At 53.3% G+C, this 21,395-nt stretch carries 17 protein-coding genes and 1 riboswitch; of the genes, 6 read left to right on the forward strand and 11 right to left on the reverse strand.

Going from position 1 to position 21,395, the window contains the following annotated elements; all coding sequences use genetic code 11:
- Nucleotides 1-33: 33 nt before the first annotated feature.
- The 5 genes from D3A97_RS01320 to D3A97_RS01335 all read right to left on the reverse strand — a co-directional run bounded on the left by D3A97_RS01320 (nt 34) and on the right by D3A97_RS01335 (nt 7,048).
- A complete protein-coding gene (locus tag D3A97_RS01320; protein WP_119075908.1) occupies nt 34-1,698 on the reverse strand; it encodes a RagB/SusD family nutrient uptake outer membrane protein in 1,665 nt (554 codons plus the stop codon).
- 24 nt (nt 1,699-1,722) lie between these two features.
- A complete protein-coding gene (locus tag D3A97_RS25210; RefSeq protein ID WP_317126375.1) occupies nt 1,723-3,315 on the reverse strand; it encodes a SusC/RagA family TonB-linked outer membrane protein in 1,593 nt (530 codons plus the stop codon).
- Nucleotides 3,222-5,009 (reverse strand): SusC/RagA family TonB-linked outer membrane protein, encoded by a 1,788-nt coding sequence (locus tag D3A97_RS25215; RefSeq protein ID WP_198673816.1) that lies wholly within the window; start codon nt 5,007-5,009, stop codon nt 3,222-3,224. Before D3A97_RS25215 ends, D3A97_RS25210 begins: the two co-directional genes overlap by 94 nt.
- A gap of 330 nt (nt 5,010-5,339) precedes the next feature.
- Nucleotides 5,340-6,401 carry a FecR family protein gene (locus tag D3A97_RS01330; RefSeq protein ID WP_119075910.1) on the reverse strand — a complete coding sequence of 354 codons (1,062 nt, stop codon included), beginning with the start codon at nt 6,399-6,401 and terminating at the stop codon, nt 5,340-5,342.
- A gap of 77 nt (nt 6,402-6,478) precedes the next feature.
- Nucleotides 6,479-7,048 (reverse strand): RNA polymerase sigma factor, encoded by a 570-nt coding sequence (locus D3A97_RS01335; protein ID WP_317126376.1) that lies wholly within the window; start codon nt 7,046-7,048, stop codon nt 6,479-6,481.
- 316 nt (nt 7,049-7,364) lie between these two features.
- Nucleotides 7,365-7,579, forward strand: a riboswitch (cobalamin riboswitch).
- A gap of 121 nt (nt 7,580-7,700) precedes the next feature.
- On the opposite strand from D3A97_RS01335, the gene D3A97_RS01340 reads away from it, so the two are divergent.
- The 3 genes from D3A97_RS01340 to rluF all read left to right on the forward strand — a co-directional run bounded on the left by D3A97_RS01340 (nt 7,701) and on the right by rluF (nt 11,969).
- On the forward strand, nt 7,701-8,672 hold the full coding sequence (locus tag D3A97_RS01340; protein ID WP_119075915.1) for a ribonucleoside-diphosphate reductase small subunit: 972 nt from the start codon (nt 7,701-7,703) through the stop codon (nt 8,670-8,672).
- A 44-nt stretch (nt 8,673-8,716) separates the two neighbouring features.
- Nucleotides 8,717-11,095, forward strand: coding sequence for a ribonucleoside-diphosphate reductase subunit alpha (locus D3A97_RS01345; RefSeq protein ID WP_119075917.1), 2,379 nt, complete (start codon nt 8,717-8,719; stop codon nt 11,093-11,095).
- Between the two features lie 133 nt (nt 11,096-11,228).
- Nucleotides 11,229-11,969 carry a 23S rRNA pseudouridine(2604) synthase RluF gene (rluF, locus tag D3A97_RS01350; RefSeq protein ID WP_119075919.1) on the forward strand — a complete coding sequence of 247 codons (741 nt, stop codon included), beginning with the start codon at nt 11,229-11,231 and terminating at the stop codon, nt 11,967-11,969.
- An 86-nt stretch (nt 11,970-12,055) separates the two neighbouring features.
- On the opposite strand, the gene D3A97_RS01355 is transcribed toward rluF, so the two are convergent.
- The gene (locus D3A97_RS01355; protein ID WP_119075922.1) at nt 12,056-12,526 is read right to left on the reverse strand and encodes a TlpA family protein disulfide reductase; all 471 of its coding nucleotides are present in this window, start codon (nt 12,524-12,526) and stop codon (nt 12,056-12,058) included.
- Between the two features lie 11 nt (nt 12,527-12,537).
- Nucleotides 12,538-13,128: a TrmH family RNA methyltransferase gene (locus D3A97_RS01360; RefSeq protein ID WP_119075924.1), complete on the reverse strand. Its 591-nt coding sequence runs from the start codon at nt 13,126-13,128 to the stop codon at nt 12,538-12,540.
- An 88-nt stretch (nt 13,129-13,216) separates the two neighbouring features.
- Between D3A97_RS01360 and D3A97_RS01365 the strand changes: the two genes are divergently transcribed.
- Nucleotides 13,217-15,928 (forward strand): AsmA-like C-terminal region-containing protein, encoded by a 2,712-nt coding sequence (locus D3A97_RS01365; protein ID WP_157986299.1) that lies wholly within the window; start codon nt 13,217-13,219, stop codon nt 15,926-15,928.
- A 53-nt stretch (nt 15,929-15,981) separates the two neighbouring features.
- Complete coding sequence (locus D3A97_RS01370) at nt 15,982-16,365, forward strand: SdpI family protein (protein ID WP_119075929.1); 384 nt, start codon at nt 15,982-15,984, stop codon at nt 16,363-16,365.
- A 9-nt stretch (nt 16,366-16,374) separates the two neighbouring features.
- Here D3A97_RS01370 and D3A97_RS01375 read toward each other — a convergent pair whose 3' ends face one another.
- The 3 genes from D3A97_RS01375 to D3A97_RS01385 all read right to left on the reverse strand — a co-directional run bounded on the left by D3A97_RS01375 (nt 16,375) and on the right by D3A97_RS01385 (nt 19,255).
- A complete protein-coding gene (locus D3A97_RS01375; RefSeq protein ID WP_119075931.1) occupies nt 16,375-17,289 on the reverse strand; it encodes a phosphodiester glycosidase family protein in 915 nt (304 codons plus the stop codon).
- Between the two features lie 210 nt (nt 17,290-17,499).
- Nucleotides 17,500-18,393: a lipoyl synthase gene (gene lipA, locus D3A97_RS01380; RefSeq protein ID WP_119075933.1), complete on the reverse strand. Its 894-nt coding sequence runs from the start codon at nt 18,391-18,393 to the stop codon at nt 17,500-17,502.
- Nucleotides 18,394-18,427: 34 nt separating this feature from the next.
- On the reverse strand, nt 18,428-19,255 hold the full coding sequence (locus tag D3A97_RS01385; RefSeq protein ID WP_119075935.1) for a hypothetical protein: 828 nt from the start codon (nt 19,253-19,255) through the stop codon (nt 18,428-18,430).
- A 105-nt stretch (nt 19,256-19,360) separates the two neighbouring features.
- Between D3A97_RS01385 and D3A97_RS01390 the strand changes: the two genes are divergently transcribed.
- Nucleotides 19,361-19,768: an OsmC family protein gene (locus D3A97_RS01390; protein ID WP_119075938.1), complete on the forward strand. Its 408-nt coding sequence runs from the start codon at nt 19,361-19,363 to the stop codon at nt 19,766-19,768.
- A gap of 189 nt (nt 19,769-19,957) precedes the next feature.
- Here the strand turns inward: D3A97_RS01390 and D3A97_RS01395 are convergent, their stop codons facing one another.
- On the reverse strand, nt 19,958-21,277 hold the full coding sequence (locus D3A97_RS01395) for a DUF2851 family protein (protein ID WP_119075940.1): 1,320 nt from the start codon (nt 21,275-21,277) through the stop codon (nt 19,958-19,960).
- Nucleotides 21,278-21,395 lie beyond the last annotated feature (118 nt).

A 21,395-nucleotide genomic window follows, 5' to 3' on the forward strand; every position in this document is an offset into this window, starting at 1 on the left:
TTTCTGTACTTTTTCCAAATTATCAACCTTCATTTACCATCCTGTATTCTGCGGCGCCAGTTGCGGGTTCAGGGTCAGCTCCTGCAACGGCAACGGGTAGAGATACAGTTTTTCGTTCCAGGTACGGGCCGTAATATCCGTATACACGCGGATGTAGTTATTGGCGTCTACCTGTATGCCGGCCACCTGTGAAGCCGGGTACTGCGCGCGCAATGCCGGCGTCAGCTTCATGCCCAGGATGGTTTCAGGGTTGGCAATAAGCCGCCCCTCCTTCCAGCGGATGATATCGTCAAAACGGAACCCTTCCTGCGCCAGCTCAATGCGGCGCTCGCGCCTGATCTCATCCAGCAGCACAGGCAGCGCCGGGAAGTCTGAAGCAGGGTCTTTCACCAGCGTGGCAATGTTCATATGCGGCATGCCCACACGGTCCCGCAACTGGTTAATGGTCTGGTCTATCACACCCTGGCTGGCTTCTCCCAGCTCTGCTTTGGCCTCGGCGTAGATCAGCAGGGTTTCCGCGTAGCGGAGAACGAACAGGTCTAGCGTAGACTGGTTGGCCACCCACTGCAAGGGATCAGGGCTTTTGTATTTGGCGCTGGCGTAACCCGTTACCACAGCGGGAATGCGGGGCAGCGTGATCTTGTCCGCAGAACCGTCCGCATTCTGGGTCACCACGTAATCCCGTGTAACGATCAGCTGGGTATAGCGCGGGTCCCGGTTGGCGCGTTCGTTTTCCGGCGTATCGTCTCCCAGGTAGTCAGGGCTGAGGGAAATGGGCAAACCGTCCGCACAGAGAATGGAGCGCACAAAGTTTTTGCTGAAGCTGGGCCATACGTCTGATATCTGCCGCGTGATGTTGTGCATGGACACATCTTTCACAAAGCGGCGGGCCATAATGGCCTCCTTGTTGCCCCGCAGCTCTTCCTGCAAAAACAGGTTTACATAGTCCCTTGTAGGGTTGCCGGTGGAATAAATGGCGTAATTGCCTGTGTTGATCACGTCCAGGGCGGCAGTGGCCGCATCGCGCAGGTACTCAGTGGCGCCGGGCAGGCCGCGGTATTTGCGGTAGGTGCCTTCCCACAGGCAAATGCGGGCCTTCATGGCATTGGCAATGTCTTTATTGAAGCGGTCTTGCTCCGCGGAGGCCGGTACGGGCAGGTGCTCTACCGCAAAATTGAGGTCTGCCAGCACAGAGTCCATCACATCCTTCCGGGGGTTGCGCGGTGCGTACAGCTCGGGAGATTGTTCGTTGAGGTCTTTACTGAGCCACACCACGTCCCCGAACTGCACCACCTTCCGCCAGTAAAGGTAGGCGCGCACCAGCCTCACTTCCGCAGCATAGCGCTGCTTAACGGCGTCTGACGCCTCCGCGCGCTGGTAGCGGTTGAGGAAATAGTTGGCCTGGCGCTCATTGGTCCAGTCCCAGCCGCCGCCTGTATTGGGCACGGTGTAAGTGCCGGCCAGGAAGGTATTGCGGTTACGAGGCACAAAATTGTCCGAATTATCATCGCTGGTATGGCCCTGTACCGGCATCAGGGAATAGAAGCGGTTGGCAAAAATGCGGAGGTCGTTCTCGTTCTTGAAGAACGTTTCCTCACTGAGCCGGTCTTCCGGCAGGCGGTCCAGGAAATCACGCTGGCAGGAAGTAGCCAGAAAAGCAGCTCCAGTAACGGATATAGCGAAGAGTAGTTTTTTCATTACAACAAAGTTTTGATTCAACAATTACAGGCCCAGCTGAAGACCGAACGCTACAGATGTGCTGAGGGGGTAGCTGGCCACGCCGAGCAGTTCAGGGTCAAATGCCTTGTGCATTTTGGTGATGGTGAAAAGGTTCTGGCCGGTTACGTACAGCCGCAGGCGTTTGATGTTTGCCCGGCGTACCCAGTCTTCCGGCAGCGTATACCCCACGGTGAGCTGCTTCATGCGGGTGTAGGCCGCATTCTGCCGGTATTTTGTCTGCGTCTGGAAGTTGCCACCGCCGCCAAAACGGAGGCGCGGGTAATAGGCGCCCGTGTTGGAGGGCGTCCAGTAGTCGGTATGGTACACCATGGGCACGCTCCACTCGCTGTCAAAGCCCCAGAAATAGTTGCCGCCTACCCAATAATCACGTTTGGCCACGCCCTGGAAAAAGGCCGTAAAATCGATGCCTTTGTATTCAAAACCCAGGTTAAGGCCGAACTGGTAGCGGGGCGTGGTGTTGCCAATAACACGCTGGTCTCCGGGGTCTGCCAGGGTGCTGGTGCCCCGGTCAATCTTCTTGTCTCCGTTGAGGTCAGCGTAGCGGATGTCTCCGGCCAGCCATTTGCCGCTCCAGATCTGGCCCTGGTCTGCCGCCGCAGCTTCCGCGTCCGTAGCAAAAAAACCGTCTGTTACAAAGCCCCATACTTCTCCCAACTTTTCGCCTACGTACCGGTCCCCGATGTTGCCTTTGGGATTGTTATCGTACCGGGTGATGGTAGCCTGGTAGTCGGATAGTACGGCCGTTACGTTATACTTGAAATCTTTCCCTACCTGGTCTCTCCAGCCAATAGCCAGTTCAAAACCTTTGTTCATCAGGTCTGCCGCATTCCTTGCAGGCACAGCGGTACCTAATATGGCCGGTACTGCCATGCCGGCCACGATCATGTCTTTCGTTTCCCGTTGGTACACGTCCAGGTTCAGCGTGAGCCGGTCTTTCAGGGCAGTAACGTCGAGGCCTATATTGGCGGTGGTCACTTTTTCCCAGGTAAAGTCCGCACTTACCAGGCCCGGCGCGCCTACGATCACGCCCTGCTGGTTACCGAACAGGTAGCCGGTGGTACCGGTGGGCATGGAAGCAATGTAGGGATAGCTGTTGTTGTTCAGCTGGTTGGGCAGCGTACCGTAAGAAACACGCAGTTTCAGTTCGTTGATGAAGGGTTTGGCCGTAGCAAAGAAACTCTCTTCTGATATGCGCCAGGCAGCGGACACGGAAGGCGTAAACACCTCACGGCGGCCTCTGGCGTAGCGGGATGTACCATCGTACCGGCCGATCAGCTGCAACAGGTATTTTTCCCTGAAATCATAGTTGGCCCTGAAGAACCCGCCGCGTACGGCCCACTCGTTGATGGTGTTGTATACGGAAGCGGAAGTGGCCGTAAAATCGTTGTTGGGCGTGAGGCTTTCCAGCGTGGGGTCTAGCTGGTAACGCGCGGTGGCGCCAAAGGCCAGGTTCCTTTTATACTCTTCGTTATAGCCCACCATCAGTTTGATGTTGTGGTTGCGGGCCAGGGAAGTGAAATATTCCGTGTACAGGTTGATGGCATGATAGCCGTCTGTAGCGGTATTGCGTTGCAGGCGGTCAGGGTTCGTCCACGGATGGTGCCTATCAGGCGGCCGTCTACACCATATTCCTTGTAAGCCTTGTAGTGAATGCTTTTGTTAAAGCCGTAGTTGTTCCAGGTCAGGTCTCCCACAATACGCCAGTTGCGGAGCGGTTTGATCACAAAGCCGCCGGTGAGCCAGATGTCCGTTTTATCTTCCTTCACCCGGCCGTTCTCATGCATCAGCGCCACCATGTTGGTGAAGCTGCCCTGGCCGGCCCAGTTGCCGTCAGGGTGTTTTACGGGCATGATGGGGCGGAGGTCTCCGGGAATGAAGGCAAAATCGTTCACGTTGGCCTCCGCAAACTGTGTAGCGTTGGCGGTGTTGAAGTTGGCGCGGTTGAGGGCGGCCTTGAAATTCAGGTCCAGCCAGGAGGTAGCTTCCGCGTTGAGGCGCAGCGAAGCGTTGTAGCGGTCATACCGCTGGTTGGCGTCTTTGAGCAGCCCTTTCTGATGCAGGTAACCAAGGCTGGCCACGTAAGATATTTTGCCGGAGCCGCCGCTGAGGGAGAAATTGTTATCCCACATGGGCTGCCAGCTGGGATACAGCACTTCCAGCCAGTCTGTATTGCCTACATAGCGGTATTTGTTAGGGTTGTTTGGATCAGGATATACCGGCAGGTTGTTGGCCGGGTCCCTAAAATAAGCATCCGCCCGGACGGAATCTTCTACCGTGAAAGGCTCGGAAGAGGTGGTGCCGCCATCGGCGCCGGTGCGGTCAGCTTCGCGGAACATCCTGATATAGTCCACAGAGTTGAGGTACCTCGGCATGTAGGTAGGCTGTGAAATGGAATAAGCGCTGTTATAACTGAGCCGGGGAGTAGCATATTTAGTGGGGTTCTTGGTAGTGATGAGGATCACGCCAAACGCGGCGCGGCTGCCGTAGATAGCGGCGGAGCCGGCATCCTTGAGCACAGTTACACTTTCTACATCTGCGGGGTTGATGAGGTTGGGGTCCATCACCACGCCGTCTACCAGTACCAGCGGGCCATAACCGTCTATTGACGTTGTACCACGAACATTAAAGGTAGCGCCCTTACCGGGGGCGCCGTTACCCAGGTTCACGTTCAGGTTGGGCACCGCTCCTTGCAGCCCCTGCGCCAGGTTCACCAGCGGGCGGCTTTCCAGCACTTCTCCCCCAACGGAGGCCACGGCGCCGGTGAGGTTGGCTTTTTTCTGCGTGCCGTAACCTACCACCAATACCTCCTGCAGGCCTGCAATATCAGGCTCCAGCACCAGGTCCAGCTCATTTTTGCCTGCCACGGGCAGTTCCAGCCTTTTGTAGCCCATCATGCCTATTACCAGCACCGCATCATCTGTCACCTCCAGCTCAAAGCGGCCCTCCGCGTCAGACACAGCGCCTTTTGTGGTGCCTTTGATCTGCACGCTGGCGCCAGGTACCGCCGCGCCGGCATTGTCCCTTACCCGGCCCTTGATACGTTTGCTTTGCGTAACATCAAAGCGGCCGGCCAGTACCACCAGCTTATCGTCTACCACGCGGTACTGCAGTTGCCCGCCGGGAGGCAATAACGCTGTCAGCGCCTCCGGCAGCGTGGCATTGCTGAGGTTCACAGATACCGGCGGCAGGTTCCTGATATCGTCATTATTACAAAAAAAACGGTATACCGATTTACCTTCTATCATGTCCAGCACCTTACTCAAGGACATGTTGCTGGCAGTTACGCTGAAACGTTTCTGTGAATATGCCCCGGCGTGCACCTGCAGAAAGAGACACGTCAGTACTAAAGTCATCTTCATGATCAGACATAGTTGATACAGCTGCCTTTGAGCAGTGCGTTTTGTAAATAATTTCATAGTTTTGAGTGTTAAGTTCAGGCAATAGGAAATCCACTGAAATCCAAGACAGCCGGATTTCCTGCATACTTATCAGACGGGGAATGTTAGCGCATTTCCCGTTGTTGTTATTCCCTTATGGCAAACTGGTTAGGGGAAGGTAAATGTGAAACTAGTCAGGTATTTCATTGTTGCGATTTTTGGTTAATAAATGGTAACCTTGTTAGCTGTTATCTTATAATGTATGGGCTTCAATGCCGCGAGTATTTCCAGTATCTGCGGCAGGGGCTCGTTTTCCACGCTGCCTGTAAACCTGGCCTGTGCCAGTTCTTCTCCCCGGATCTCCACTTCCACGTTGTACCACCGCTCCAGGCGGCGGGCCAGTACGTTCAGCGGCTCGTCACGGAACACGAATTTGTTTTCCACCCAGGCAGCGGCTATGAGCGCACTGTCTTGCCCCTCTGTTTCCGCCGCTTTGAGCTGCACCTGCAGCGCCGGTGCTGTTACTTTTTCAGGCTGTGTGCGGGCTATGGTGTCCCTGGGCGGGAGGGTATGCAGCACTTCCAGTTTCTGGCGGGGTTTCAGCATATAGCGCTTCCCTTCATTTTTCAGCAGCACTTCCACCTTGCCGGAAAACAGGGTTGTTTCAGTTTTCCCTTCCTCTTCATATGCCTGTATATTGAACGCCGTGCCTAATACCTTCACTTCCAGCGCCCGTGTGTAAACGATGAAGGGATGGCCGGCCATGGGGGCTACATTGAAATAACCTTCGCCATTCAGCCGCACCTCCCGCGCCCCGTTCTTGAAATCGTCCGCATAAGAAAGCGTACTCCCCGCATTCAGCGTTACCACGGTACCGTCAGGCAGGGTCAGCTTTGATTTTGCGCCCTTGCGGGTCTGCACCGTGCTCCACTCCCGGGGGGCTTTGTCCGGCCCGGACGCGGCCCAATACCAGGCGCCGGCTGCCAGCGCGGCCACCAGCGGAACGGCTACCAGCCAGCCCCTTTTTCTTTCAGGGGCCGTTACCGCCTCCCCCCCGGAACGGTCGTTTTCCACAGCGGAAAAAATGCGGCCCAGCAACTCCTCCTTCCTTTCGTCAGACTGGCTATCCTTGCTGCGAAACGACAGTGTGTTCAACATTTCCAACCGCTTCGCGGCTTCCGGGAACCTGGCTTTCAACAGGTCCAGCTCTACCCGCTCCTGATCACTGAGCCTGCCGGACAGTTCCCTGCTGAACAGCTCCCATAGCCTTTGTTCTTGTTCCATGCTAACAAATAATATCAGGTGACTAAATAGTTAGACAGCTTTTAAAGGGCCATCCAGTTAAAAGACTTAAAAAAAATTTATTTGCGGGCCAGCGAGAAGGAGAAAGACTTTTTGAGGTCTATGGCGCTGCCCAGTTTTTTGAGGGCAATGGAGATCTGGGCGTTTACCGTATTGACCGAAATATCCAGCACGTCCGCCACTTCCCGGTAAGAAAGCCCGTCTTCCTTCACCAGTTTGAAAATAAGGCGGCAGCGTACCGGTAGCTGGTTGATGGCCTTTTCTATTTGCTGGAGGTTTTCCCGGCTGATAATGGTCTCTTCCGGAGAAATAACATATGGCGTGAGGGCGGAGCTGTTATGGTCAAGCTCATCAAACACCAGGCGGTTCTTGCTCCGGTAGTTGATGGCGGTGTTACGTACGGCCGTGTAGAGGTAGGTCTGAAAGTGATGGATCTCCGCCAGTTTTTCCCGCTGCAGCCATAATTTCACGAATACGTCTGCCACTACTTCTTCCGCCTCCTCCCGCGAGCGCAGCAGCGCGCCGGCAAAAAATGTTAACCGCTCGCTGTAATGCATAAATAGCTGGCGGAATGCCAGTTGATCACTGTTTTGCGAAATTCTGTCAATTAAAATCTGTATCCGCGGAATTGTTGTGTCTGTGGAACGCTACCTGCTCACTATTTGCAAGTTACAGGGCAGGGGTATTGCTTCCTACTAGGATATTCTCTTTCACCTGTACTTTTTTAACGGAACCAACTACTATGTTTTTAGTTAGGCAGCAGCCCCGCATGCCAGTTTTTGAACACATGCTACCTTTATTTCATATCATGCACCTGCATTTAGGTGTGCAAAAGTCCGGAATGTACACCCCTGCTACCTTCCCGAAATTGTTGTTTTCTTTATCCACATATGTTGGCAACTTATGAGTTTGCGAGCCTCGGTTCATCGTTACATTTGCATCAGTTCTTGACTTCGTTGTGTTGGCTTCTATCGATCAAACGTGAGAATTAATAGGGAATCGTGTGAGAATCACGAGCAGACGCGCTACTGTGATCCCCTAACCCCGTTTACCAACGGAAGATGCCGGAAAAACCTCCGATGCCACTGCCCTCCAGGGGCGGGAAGGCCCAAAACCCGGCAGGGGAAAGCCAGGAGACCTGCCAATGCAACGTTTTTGTCAAAACCTTTCGCGGAATAAGGTTATGGCGATCTTGACCCTTAAAGTATCACTTGCAGGATATCGCATCTCCGTCTCCCCCCGTGAATAACAGGCAGTAAAACCATATAAAAAAATATTTGTATGAGTAACGAGAATGAGATCTTATTGAAAGACAACAAAGACCGCTTTGTACTTTTGCCCATCAATTATCCCGCTATCTGGGAACACTACAAAAGGCACGAAGCCAGTTTCTGGACGGCGGAAGAAATTGACCTGTCCAGCGACCTGAAAGACTGGGCCAGCCTGAACGATGGCGAGCGCCACTTCATTTCGCACGTATTGGCGTTTTTTGCGGCTTCAGACGGTATTGTGAACGAGAACCTGGCCGTGAACTTCATGAGCGAAGTGCAGATACCGGAAGCGCGCTGCTTCTATGGTTTCCAGATCATGATGGAAAACATCCACTCTGAGACCTATGCGCTGCTGATAGACACCTACGTAAAAGACCCGGTGGAAAAAGACCGCCTCTTCCACGCCATTGAGACCGTGCCCGCCGTGAAGAAAAAAGCGGAATGGGCGCTGCGCTGGATAGAGAACGGCACCTTTGCCCAAAGGCTGGTGGCCTTTGCCGCCGTAGAAGGCATTTTCTTCAGCGGCAGCTTCTGCTCCATCTTCTGGCTGAAAAAACGCGGCCTCATGCCCGGCCTCACCTTCTCTAACGAGCTGATCAGCCGTGATGAAGGCCTGCACTGCGAGTTTGCCTGCCTCCTCTATTCCATGCTCCAGGGCCAGCTGACCGAAGCGGAAGTACACGAGATCATTGGCGATGCCGTAGTTATTGAAAAGGAATTTATCACAGACGCACTGCCCGCCGCGCTCATTGGCATGAACGCAGACCTCATGAAACAATACATCGAGTTTGTGGCAGACCGCTGGCTGGTGGCACTGGGCTGCAAAAAAATGTTCAACAGCACCAACCCGTTCGACTTCATGGAAATGATCTCCCTGCAGGGTAAAACCAACTTCTTTGAAAAACGCGTGGGCGATTACCAGAAGGCAGGCGTAATGGGCACCAAAGAAACCCAAACGTTCAGCCTCGACGAAGACTTTTAATTTACTTACCTCCATATATTTTTCACCCATAAATTCATTACACTATGTTCGTTATAAAAAGAGACGGAAGAAAAGAGTCTGTCAAATTTGACAAGATCACGGCAAGGGTAGAGAAACTGTGTTACGGACTGGCGCCTGAATATGTAGATTCAATAGATGTAGCGAAGAAAGTGATACAAGGGCTGTATGACGGCGTAACTACCACGGAGCTGGACAACCTGGCCGCGGAAACCGCCGCATCCCTCACCACCAAACATCCTGACTATGCGCAGCTGGCTTCCCGCATTGCGGTGAGCAACCTGCATAAAAATACCATCAAGTCGTTTTCTAAAACGATGAAAAAGCTGTGGGAATACGTAGACCCCAAAACCGGCAAATCTGCCGGCCTGCTCAGTGACGATGTATGGGAGATCATCCGCAGGAACGCAGAGATACTGGATTCTACTATCATCTATGACCGCGACTTTGCCTTTGACTACTTCGGCTTCAAAACGCTGGAGCGCTCTTACCTGCTGAAAACAGACGGTAAAATAGCCGAACGCCCACAGCATATGTTCATGCGCGTGGCCGTAGGCATTCACAAGGAAGACATTGAGTCTGCCATCAAAACGTACAACCTGATGAGCGAGCGCTGGTTCACCCATGCTACGCCCACGCTCTTCAACGCCGGTACGCCCAAACCGCAGATGAGCAGCTGCTTTCTGCTCACCATGAAAGGAGACAGCATTGACGGCATTTACGATACGCTCAAACAAACCGCCAAGATCTCGCAGAGCGCCGGCGGCATTGGCCTGAGCATCCACAACATCCGCGCTACAGGCTCCTACATCAGCGGCACCAACGGTACCTCCAACGGCATCATACCCATGCTGCGCGTGTTTAACGATACCGCCCGCTACGTAGACCAGGGCGGCGGAAAACGTAAAGGCGCTTTTGCCATTTACCTGGAGCCGTGGCATGCCGATGTATTCGAGTTCCTTGACCTGCGCAAGAACCACGGTAAAGAAGAACTGCGCGCCCGTGATCTGTTCTATGCCCTCTGGGTACCCGACCTGTTCATGAAACGCGTGGAAGAGAACGGCCAGTGGAGCCTTTTCTGCCCGCATGAAGCGCCGGGCCTGGCAGATTGCCACGGCAAGGAGTTTGAAGAAATGTACGAAAAGTACGAACAGGAAGGCCGCGCCCGCAAAACCGTGAAGGCGCAAGACCTCTGGTTTGCCATCCTGGACGCGCAGATCGAGACCGGTACCCCTTACCTGCTGTACAAAGATTCCGCCAACGGCAAATCCAACCAGCAGAACCTGGGCACTATCAAAAGCTCCAACCTCTGCACGGAAATTATTGAATATACGTCTGAAGACGAAGTGGCCGTATGCAACCTGGCCTCCCTGGCGCTGCCCCGCTTTGTGATAGACGGCCAGTTCGATCACCAGAAACTGTTTGACGTAACCTACCAGGCTACGCTGAACCTGAACGTGATCATTGACCAGAACTACTACCCGGTAGAAGAAGCCCGCCGCTCCAACCTGCGCCACCGCCCCATCGGGCTTGGCGTGCAGGGCCTGGCAGACGCCTTCTTCCTGCTACGCTACCCCTTCGAAAGCGAGAAGGCGCAACAGCTGAACAAAGACATCTTCGAAACGATCTACTTTGCTTCGCTCACCGCCTCCAAAGACCTGGCAAAAAAAGACGGGCATTACGAGTCGTTCCCCGGCTCCCCCGCCTCCAAAGGCATTCTCCAGTACGACATGTGGGGCGTTACGCCTTCAGAGCGCTGGGACTGGGCAGGCCTGAAAGCGGAGATCAGGGAACATGGCATCCGCAACTCCCTGCTGCTGGCGCCCATGCCTACCGCTTCTACTTCCCAGATCCTCGGTAACAACGAATGTTTTGAGCCGTACACCTCCAACATCTACACCCGCCGCGTACTAAGCGGTGAGTTTGTGGTGGTGAACAAACACCTGCTGAAAGACCTGGTGGAACTGGGCCTGTGGGACAATGACATGAAAAACAAGATCATTGCCGCCAACGGCTCCATTCAGCAGATACCTGAAATACCCTCCAACATCAAGGAACTGTACAAAACTGTTTGGGAGATCAAACAACGTACGATCATTGATATGGCGGCAGACCGCGGCGCGTTCATCTGCCAGTCCCAGTCACTCAACCTGTTCGTAGACACACCGTCTGCATCCAAGCTCACGTCCATGCACTTCTACGCCTGGAAAAAAGGCCTCAAAACGGGCATGTATTACCTGCGTACGCAGGCAGCTACCCAGGCCGTGCAGTTTACGGTTGAAAAACAGGCCGGCCAGAACATGGTGCCCGTGGTGGCCCCCGCATCCGGAGAAGTAATGGAGCTGTCTGTGCCCGAAGGCGCGGTTTGCACCATGGAAGAAGGTTGCGTAACCTGCAGCGCATAATTGCCTGACTTTAGATAAAAGGAATGGCCCGGTTGTGACAGCAGCCGGGCCATTTTTTATATGATGGGATACCTTGCCCCGGAAATACCTATATTCACGCGTGCCGGCAATTTCCATACCTTTACAACGCCATATGGACAAGAGCATCAATAAATACATTGCCGAAACCGGCTTCTGCAGCCGCAGGGAGGCAGACAAATACATAGAACAGGGCCGCGTGACCATTAATGACAACATTGCCTCCAAGGGGAACCGCGTGGAGGAAGGGGACGTGGTGGAAATAGATGGAGAACCGCTGAAAAAGAAAAAGGCGCCCGTATATATTGCGCTCAACAAACCCAAAGGCATTACCTGCACTACCGACCTCAAGGACAAGACGAATATTATCGACTATGTGAACTACAAATCCCGCATTTTTCCCATCGGCAGGCTGGACAAACTCTCGGAAGGCCTCATTTTCCTCACTAATGACGGGGACATTGTGAACAAGATACTCCGGGCCGGCAACCAGCATGAAAAAGAATACATCGTAACAGTAGACAAGCCCCTTACACCGGAGTTCATCAAAACCATGCGGAACGGCGTACGCATTCTGGGCGTTTATACAAAGAAATGTTTTGTACAGCAGGAAGGGCCGCAGCGGTTCCGGATCATTCTTACACAAGGCTTGAACCGGCAGATACGCCGCATGTGCGAAGCGCTGGGTTACCGGGTGGAAACCCTCAAGCGCACCCGTATCATGAACATGACCCTCAAAGACCTGCCGCCGGGCAAATGGCGGCTTTTCACGAAAGACGAAGTGGCCGCCATTAACCAGTTGGTGGCCAGTAGCAGCAAAACGGAGAAGGGAGATGATGGCGGGATGGATGAGTAAGATCTTTATTATCGCAGTACACGCAAGGCTTGCAGGAACCAACGCAGCTTCATAAGCCTGAATAGGCATTTGCCCGGGTTTTCTCTTTATTCCAGCATCATACTTACCTGTTTCCTCAATTCTTCCTGCGTGATCTCACCCGCTACAAATCTGCGGTAATTCTTTTTTTTGCTAAGAAAGATGGTGGCTGGTATACTGCCCTGCCAGCGCGGGTCTACAAGAGAGGCATATTTGTTGGCGTTAGGCTCGTCTAGCCAGAGCACCGTAGAGCGGATCTTGTTCTGTGTAATGAACCGGTTGATCTGTTGGGGGTAAGCGTCTTCCATGTCAAGGCTGAGAAATATGAATTTTACCGGTTTGTTTTTCATCTGCTGCGCCAGTTGCTCAAACCAGGGCAGCTCCTTGATGCAGGGCGCGCACCAGGTAGCCCAGAGATTGATCACCAGCGCCGAATCGGGGTGGTGCAATACGTTCTTAAGCTCGTCTGCGCCAATGCGGCGCACCTGTTGCGCGGTAGCCGCATGGCAGCATAATAACAGGAAAAAAAATAATCTCATAACCTGTTGATTTAATCTTCCTCCTTAAAGCCCCATTCCTCCAGCAACATGCTCCGCTGCTCCGCCGGCAGGCCCGGCTGCTGGTAATGCCCGGCCAGCTTCTTTTGCCGCATGGCCTCGTACACGCTTACAGCGCATGCCACAGATATGTTGAGAGAGCGGATGATGCCCTGCATCGGAATAATGAAATTGCCATCGGCCAGCTGCCGGATATCTTCACTTACGCCTTTTTGCTCATTGCCGAATACCAGCGCAACAGAACCGGAAAAATCTATATCGTACAGGCTCACGGCATCGGAAGAAAGATGAGTGGTGAAAATTTTGTGGTACCGCTGCCGCAACACTGCAAACAATTCCGCGGCATCTGTATGTTGATGTACCGTGAGCCATTTGGCGGCGCTGGACGAGCTTTTGGCGCCCCATTTCTTGTGGCGCGGTATTTTGGTGGTAAGCACATACACGTCCTGAATACCCACTGCATCGCAGGTGCGGAGCACGGCTGAAATATTGTGCGGGTCCTCTACGTTTTCCAATACTACTGTTATATTGCCCTGGCGCCGGTTCAGTACAGATAATAGCCGCTCTCTCCGTTCTGGTGTCATGTTGTTAATTTATTGGCAAAATTAACAGAAATTAAGTTTAGGCGGAGTGTTTTACTATCTTTAGCCATTGTTCAAAAAAACGGTTCCTATGAAGTTAAAAAAGGTACTGAAAGGCATCGGCATTGGCTTGCTGGTTTTGATCGCAATACTGATTGCGGTACCGTACCTGTTTAAAGGTCAGATCATTGCCAAGATCAAAACGGAGGTTAACAAGAACCTGAATGCCAAAGTAGATTTCAAAGACGTGGATATCAGCCTCTTCCGCAGGTTTCCCCGCCTGGCCGTAGCGCTAGATGAGCTGCAGGTAACAGGCATCGACCATTTTGCGGGCGATACGCTGGTAGCCGTAAAACGGCTGGATATTGCCATGGACCTGATGAGCGCCATCAGGGGCGAAAAAATTGACATTTACAATATTGTATTGCAACAGCCCCGGGTATACGCCATTATTGACGAGCAGGGCCGCGCCAACTGGGATATTGCCAAACCAGATACCACGGCAGATACCGGCGCGCCGGAAGATACCGCGCAAAGCAATTTTTCGCTCAGTCTCCGCCAGTACAGCATTGAAAATGCCACACTCCGGTACAGCGACCGGGAGGGTCATATGCACTTCACCATAGAACGGTTGAACCACAAGGGGAAAGGAGATTTCTCGCAAGACGAGTTCACCCTGCAAACCTCCACCACCACGGAGTCGCTGAACTTTGCCTATGGCTTCATTCCCTACCTGGTCAATACCAAAGTAGACATACTGGCAGATGTGAACATCAACAACAAAACCAGCACCTACTCCTTCAAAACGGATAAAATTGCCGTCAACAACCTGAAGATAACTTCAGAAGGGTTTGTACAACTGCTCAATGACAGCAGCTACAAAATGGACATCCGGTTTGCCGCTCCTTCTACGGACTTCAAAGACGTGCTTTCGCTGGTGCCCGCTATCTATTCACAAGATTTTGCCAGCATCAAAACGAGCGGCAGCGCCGCCTTCTCCGGTTTTGTGAAAGGTACTTACACGCCGGAGCAGATGCCCGCCTACAGCATCAACCTGTCTGTCAAGAACGGCTTCTTCCAGTACCCTGACCTGCCCAAGCCGGTAAAGAACATACAGCTGGCCGTGAACGTGAGCAACCCTGACGGTGTGCCGGACCATACGATCATTGACGTGCCGCAGGCACATCTTGAAATGGACAACAGCCCGGTAGACATGCGCCTGATGGTGAAAACCCCGGTATCTGACCTCTACCTGGATGCGGCGGCCAAAGGCCAGCTGGACCTGGGCAAGGTAGGCCAGTTCGTGAAGTTTGAGAAAGGTACCAAACTGGCCGGCCTGCTGGATGCAGACCTGAAGGCACGGGGCTATATGAGCGCTATTGAAAAGCAGCAATACGAAAAATTTGACGCCTCCGGCAAACTGGCGGTGAACAACCTCTTGTACGCCAGCAATGATTACCCGGAAGGGGTGAAAGTATCTACCCTGCAAATGCTTTTCAATCCCAAAAATGTTACCATTCCAGACTTCAAGGGCGAATACCTGGGCACCAGCTTTGCCGCCACGGGAGAGATCAACAACCTGCTGGCCTACGCGCTGCGTAACGATGCGCTCAGCGGCCGGCTAGACCTTAAGGCCGGCCACATCAACCTGGATAAATGGATGGCCACGGGCAGCACCGGACCGGCTGCTGCAAAAACTGCTGACACGGTGGCCTCCGGACCTTTTGTGGTACCCAACAACCTTGATTTCACTATCAATGCGGAAGCGGAAAAAGTGCATTATGACAAGGTAGACCTCAGCCAGCTTTCCGGTACGCTGAAAATCAATGATGAAACGGTGACCATGAAAGACATCAAAGCCAATGCGCTGCAGGGCACCATGAAAATAAACGGCACTTACTCCACCAAAGAGAACAAGCAGCAACCTGATATCAGCCTCAGCTACGATGTAAAGGAGCTGGACGTGCAGCAGACCTTCAAGGCCTTCAACACGGTACAGAAACTGATGCCCATTGCGCAGTTCCTGAGCGGCAAGCTCAGCTCGCAGCTGACGGTGAAAGGCAAGCTCGGTGAAGACATGAGCCCCGTGCTGAATACGCTCACGGGAGACGGCAACCTGTTATTGATACAAGGTTTCCTGAAAAAGTTCGCCCCGATTGACCAGCTGGCCAACCAGCTGAACGTAGCCTCCCTGCAGGATATTTCCGTGCGTGACATCAAGAACTATTTTGCCTTTGAGAACGGCCGGATGACGGTGAACCCCTTTCGTGTAAAACTTTCCAATATGAACATGCTCATTGGCGGCTCGCACGGCTTTGACCAGAGCATGGACTATACCATGCAGCTGGCGCTGCCCCGCGCGCTGCTGGGCCAGAAGGGCAACAGCCTGGTGAACAACCTGGTCACACAGGCCAACAACAAGGGCATTCCCGTACAGCTGAGCGATACCGTGTACCTCAACATACTGATGGGCGGCAGCATGCTCAAACCCACCCTGAAAACAGATCTGAAAGAAGTAGCCGGCAACGCGGCAGACAACCTGAAAGATCAGGCCACCGCCATGGTAAAAAACAAGCTGGACACGGTGAAGAATACAGTGAAAGACTCACTTGACCATGTGAAGAACGAAGCTGTTTCCGCTGTAAAAGACGAGCTGAAAAAGCAGTTGCTGGGTGGGAAAGACAGCGCGGCGCAGGGCAAGCCCCTGCAAAATGCGGGCAAGGCGGCGGAAAAAACCCTGAATAATACCCTCAATAACCTGCTGAAGCGCAAAAACACCGCAGCAGACTCAACAAAACAATAAACTCAGTTGTAATAAAAACGTGGTGCAATGCTATTGTTGCACCACGTTTTTTTATGGACAGCATTTTGAATAGCCCCTTTTTCAATGCCAGCCTTTTAGCGGGCCTGTTGTTCCTGTTTATGGGCTTCATGATCCGCAAGTATCCTCCACGCAGCATGAAAACATGGTACGGGTACCGTACTTTTTCTTCCACCATTAATGAAAACACCTGGCATGAAGCTAACCAGTACGCAGCTTTCCTATCCCGGCGTATGGCCTATATACTCATTCCATTCGGCCTGCTGATGGCGCTGCTGTTCAAGACACAAACAGATTTGTTTCTCTATCTCACCGTTACCCCGGTGATCATCTGCGCCCTGCTGCTCACCGGCCTCACAGAATGGCATCTGCTGCAGGAGTTTGACGAAGACGGGGAGCGGAAAATAAAGAAGGAGTAGAGGAGTAAGCTATTTGCGGCGTATCACCAATACGGTGGGTACCGCCCGCTGCCCGCCGGCGTCTGAAGGTTTGATGGTATTCTGCTGCTGCACGTACAAAGCGGAAGAACCGCCGCCGTCCAGGTTGAGCGCTTCCACGCAATGCAGGTCTGTGAATATTTTTGCCATCTGCGGGAACGTGGCGCCTTCCGCTATGCCCTTATGGCGGCCTTCAATAGCCAGCAATATCAGTTTACCGTTTGCCGTGTACCCAACGGCTGACCGGGGATGAAAATCTTTCTCGTTCAGCATTCTCTCCTGTTTGCTGGTAATGAAGGCCTGGCCGTTCTGCACCAGTACCGGCCCGCCGCCTACGGCCTCTTTCATTTTCCATTTATGCGCCCCGCGGGGGAAGCGTTTGCCCGGCTCGCGGTAGGTAGTGTCTGTACCGTTGATCAGTGGCGTTACAGGCTCGTCATAAGCGTAAGGGCGGTCTTTTTTGCCCACGTTGTATACCCAGGCAATATCAGGCTGGCGCCGGCGGTTGATGCCAAAAGCGCCACGGGTGGTGTATTGTTTGAACTTGGGGTTGGCGGCCAGCACCTTCCCGTTGTGCATCACAATATTAACGTTGCTATTGTCTTTAAAAGAGAAGAAAGTGGTATTGATCACTGCCAGCGTATTATGGTTCTCAATACTGTCAAACTGCGCCGGCGTATACCGCTTGCCGTGGCCGGAGAGCACTACAAATTCCAGTTGCGGGTCTTGCAGGTCTGCTTCCAGGTAGAATGCCCTGAAGGGTTTGCCATCCAGCGAGTCTTTGGTCTCATACACCTTTACGCCGGGCGGCAGGCCTTGATTATGGGTGGTTGAAGGGTGCCAGGTCAACTGGGCATAGGTTATTGCGGGAAATAATGCCGCTGCAAGCAAGAGGGTCCGTTTCATGGCAGAAAAATAGGAAAGAATATTTAACCGCCTGTGTTATTTCTGATGTACGGGGTGAGGTGTATTTGCATCAGTGCCATTCCGTGCGGCAAAAAAGGCGCGCATATAGTTGCGGGCCATTCTTCCCTATCCGCCGTAAACCGTCCGTTCCGGCAAAAAAAGAGCTGCTCCATAGCGAAGCAGCTCATTCTAATACAATTGTTCTGATAATTATTTTCTTCCGCTGAAAATGTGTTTTTCCGCGTGGTAAGAAGAGCGTACCAAAGGCCCTGCTTCCACATAATCCAGCCCCATGCCGTAACCGATCTCGCGCAGCTCGGCAAACTCGTCCGGATGTACGAAGCGTACAACAGGGAGGTGTTTGGGAGTGGGCTGGAGGTACTGGCCGAGGGTCACTACATCACAGCCATTGTCATACAGGTCTTGCATGGCCTGTACCACTTCTTCTTTGGTTTCTCCCAGGCCCAGCATGATACCGCTTTTGGTACGCATGCCTCCTTGTTTGAGACGGCGTATCACTTCGAGGCTGCGGTGGTATTTAGCTTGAATGCGCACTTGTTTGGTCATGCGCTCTACTGTTTCCAGGTTGTGGGAAACTACTTCCGGGGCCGCTTCTATCACCCGCTCCAGGTTTTCCCAGATGCCCCTGAAATCGGGGATGAGGGTTTCCATGGTGGTGTTGGGGTTGAGGGCCCGTACGGCGCGGATGGTGTTGGCCCAGATGATGGAGCCGCCGTCTTTCAGCTCATCCCGGTCTACCGAGGTGATCACCGCGTGCTTCACCTTCATGAGGTAAATAGCTTCCGCCACACGCTGCGGCTCATCCCAGTCTACCGCCTCGGGCCGCCCGGTGGCCACGGCGCAGAAGCCGCAGCTGCGGGTACATATATTGCCCAGTATCATGAAAGTGGCCGTTCCGGCGCCCCAGCACTCGCCCATATTGGGGCAGTTGCCGCTTTCACAAATGGTATGTAACTTATGGGTATCTACCAGGTTCCTGACCTGCCTGTAATTTTCTCCTATCGGCAGTTTCACGCGCAGCCAGTCCGGTTTCTTCACTCTTGGTGCAGCCGTTTCTGCTGCAATTACGGGTAATTCTTGCATCGCTGATCCTTTCTTCGATTAATAATGTGCAAAGTTACTTATTCCAGCGTTTACCCAGCTGCAAGCCTATATAAGCATTGAAAAAGAATGACTTAGGATCTCTTTCCACCATAATTTGCACCTTTTTGGTGTAATATTCGGCGTTAATGCCTACTTCCAGGGCCGAGATCACGTCGTTAAAACGCGCCCAGTCGAACCGGAAGCCCACTTTGGCATGCAAACCGGGGTTCACGCTCACTTCATTCCAGCCTTTGGTGAACCCGCCGGCGCCGTAAATCAGGTCGTGGTTCAGAAAATCGTCACGGATGTCATCAGAATACTTTACTGTTCTGCGGTTATTGGGGTCCCCGGCGTCGCTCATCAGGTCAAGATAATACGGTTTTACCAGCCCGAAGGAAATACCCCCGTAATAAATGCCGTTTACTTCCACCCCGTTCTTGTTCCCTTTGCCGCCGATCAGCCGTTTTTGCCCAATGCCCAGCTTGGCCTGGTAAAAATTATTCATTTTCCCATACACAAAGGGCGTGCTGCTGATACCAAAACCGCCGCCCACGGGAATAATGCGGGAAGACCGGTCTTGCTTCGGGTCTCTTTTCTCGGAAAATTCAAACTGGAAGTAGTTGACGGTGCCGGCGGTTTTGCGGTATCCCATTTCGAGGAAACCCGTCCAGCCGTCTGTATTTAACCTGGCGCCACCGGAAAACTCCCGGTTAAAAAGGTTGTCTCCCTCCTCAATTTCCCTGAACAGGGAAATCTTCCTCAGCCTTTTCTGTTCCCGTTCCTCCTTTTTGGACGGTTTATCTTGGGCATAGAGACAGGAAGCGGTCATCAGGAGCAGTAAGAGTACATGTATTTTTTTCACCGTGCGCGATTATTTTAATTTAAACGCCTGATTACGTTTTATGTTTTATTCCTATACAAACATACATTAAAAATACGCTTATTTTGCACAGAAAATACACCAGCCATGCAAACATCAGCAATACTTTACAACGGGGAATTAAGGACCACCGCCACCCACCTGCGGTCCGGCACAGTAATAGAAACAGACGCACCGGTAGACAATAACGGGAAGGGGGAGCGCTTTTCTCCCAGTGACCTGGTGGCCACCGCCCTGGGCTCCTGCATGCTGACCATTATGGGCATCAAGGCGCGGGACAAGGGCTGGAACATAAACGGCACCAGGGTAAGCGTGGAGAAGATCATGGGTACCGAACCCCGCCGCATTACCGGCGTGAATATCGTATTCGACTTTCCTGAAGGCCACGGGCTGGATGAAAAAGACCGCAAAATACTGGAGAACGTGGCGTACACCTGTCCGGTAGCGGAAAGCGTACATCCGGATATCAAACAAAACGTGACTTTCAACTGGTAATTGCCGGCAGCGTCAACATGAGCGGAAACAGGCTGCCGCCGGGCGGTGTTTCTGCAAAACGTACCCGGCTTGCCGTTTATGAACATGATATCTACCCGGGGAGGTGACCCGCAGCGGGCCAGCTCCCTTTTTTTTGTTCGTATCGAAGGCAATGATGAAACGCACGGTCCCGCAGCGGGCCGGCTCCCTTTACATCCAGTCATCCTCCTCCCCTTCCCGGCATACCCATACTTCCTCCCCTCTTAGCAAACGCTCCCCTATAGCGCAGTTCAGGCAATTCTTTGTATCGCAATAAGACTGTTTGAGCTGGAGCAGCGCCTGGGAGTCTGCCGCGTTGGCGGCCGGCACCTGCTCTTCCGCCCAGCCCCGCAGTACCCGGTTATTTTCCGCCGGCAGCTCCTGTAAAAAGCGGAGCGCCCGCTGCTTGTATTGCGGCAGGCCCATATAGTCCCCGTAAAGATGCAGCAACGGGGCTACGGTATTGATGAACAGATGCTGCACAGTGCCCTTTCCCAGGCCGTTGGTGCGCACGGCCGGTATATCGAACCGGTAATGGTGCCGCCAGTACGCAGACGGCTCTACGACGAAGAGGCTTTCGGCTTCCGGCAGCCGCTCTGTTTCCAGCAGGCGGGAGAACAGGTGGGGACTGTTGTGCAGCAGTGCCGCAAAGCAGGCAATGCGCATGGTGGGAAAAGAAGAGGGCCGCATGCGCAGCCATTGCCAGCTATGGGCGGCCATAGGCTCCAGCCGGTATTTGTGCTGCAGGAACCGGTACTCCCTTTGTAGCTCCTGCGGGTAGGCGTCTGCAAAGGCGCCTCCCAGCATGCCGGACTGGCCAAAGAGCAGGGCTTCCAGGCGCGGCAGGCAGCTGCGCTGCCGGGCCAGTACCATAAAGGGCAAGGAAAAAGAAAGCTCCAGAAAGGCCGCTGTGTTGACCGGCATGCCAAAGCCCTGGGCCACGGCACGGAAACAAACTTCTTCCCAGTTACAACGGCTCTGTTCCAGCCATCCGCGCAGCACGTTTGCCTTGCGTTGCAGCCGCTCATGCAGCAGCCGGGCCTTCCAGGGGCCCCAGGCATCTTCGTTTACCCGGTGCAGCAGCGGCGCGCAGGGCACAAAGGCGGCGCTTTCTTTCAGGGCGCGGTAACGCTTCAGCATGAGCTTGGGAATGCGGTGTTGCAGCTCCAGGCAGGGCGCCGTGTGGAAGGGGGCGTCATGCTCAAACACCACATGCAGCACCACATTGTCATACCTGGGGTTGCGGTGGTGGCCATGCCGCCGCCAGTCAGACGTGCGGTAGTGCAGCTCCACGTTACCGGCCCATTCCATGCCGCCTATACGCAGGCGGGCGCCGGTAAAGTCAGGGCCTGCATGGCGGTTCAGCTCCCCGGGGTGGACCACGTACAGGGGCTCACCGTTCACCGTGGCCAGGTTTTGCTGGTTGAAGAGGCGGAATTGCCAGATATGCTGCAGCAATTCCTCAGAGAAGAGCGGGTTAACAGTACTCATAAAATAGTATTACAAACGGTTAATAAATTACTCCTTTTTTTCAAAAAAATCGAAATTCATGCCCGGTATTTGGAAAATTGGGCTTTCTACCATTACCTTTGCGCACAGTTCTTAAACA

The organism is Chitinophaga alhagiae (genome assembly GCF_003568665.1).
Lineage (GTDB): Bacteria > Bacteroidota > Bacteroidia > Chitinophagales > Chitinophagaceae > Chitinophaga > Chitinophaga alhagiae.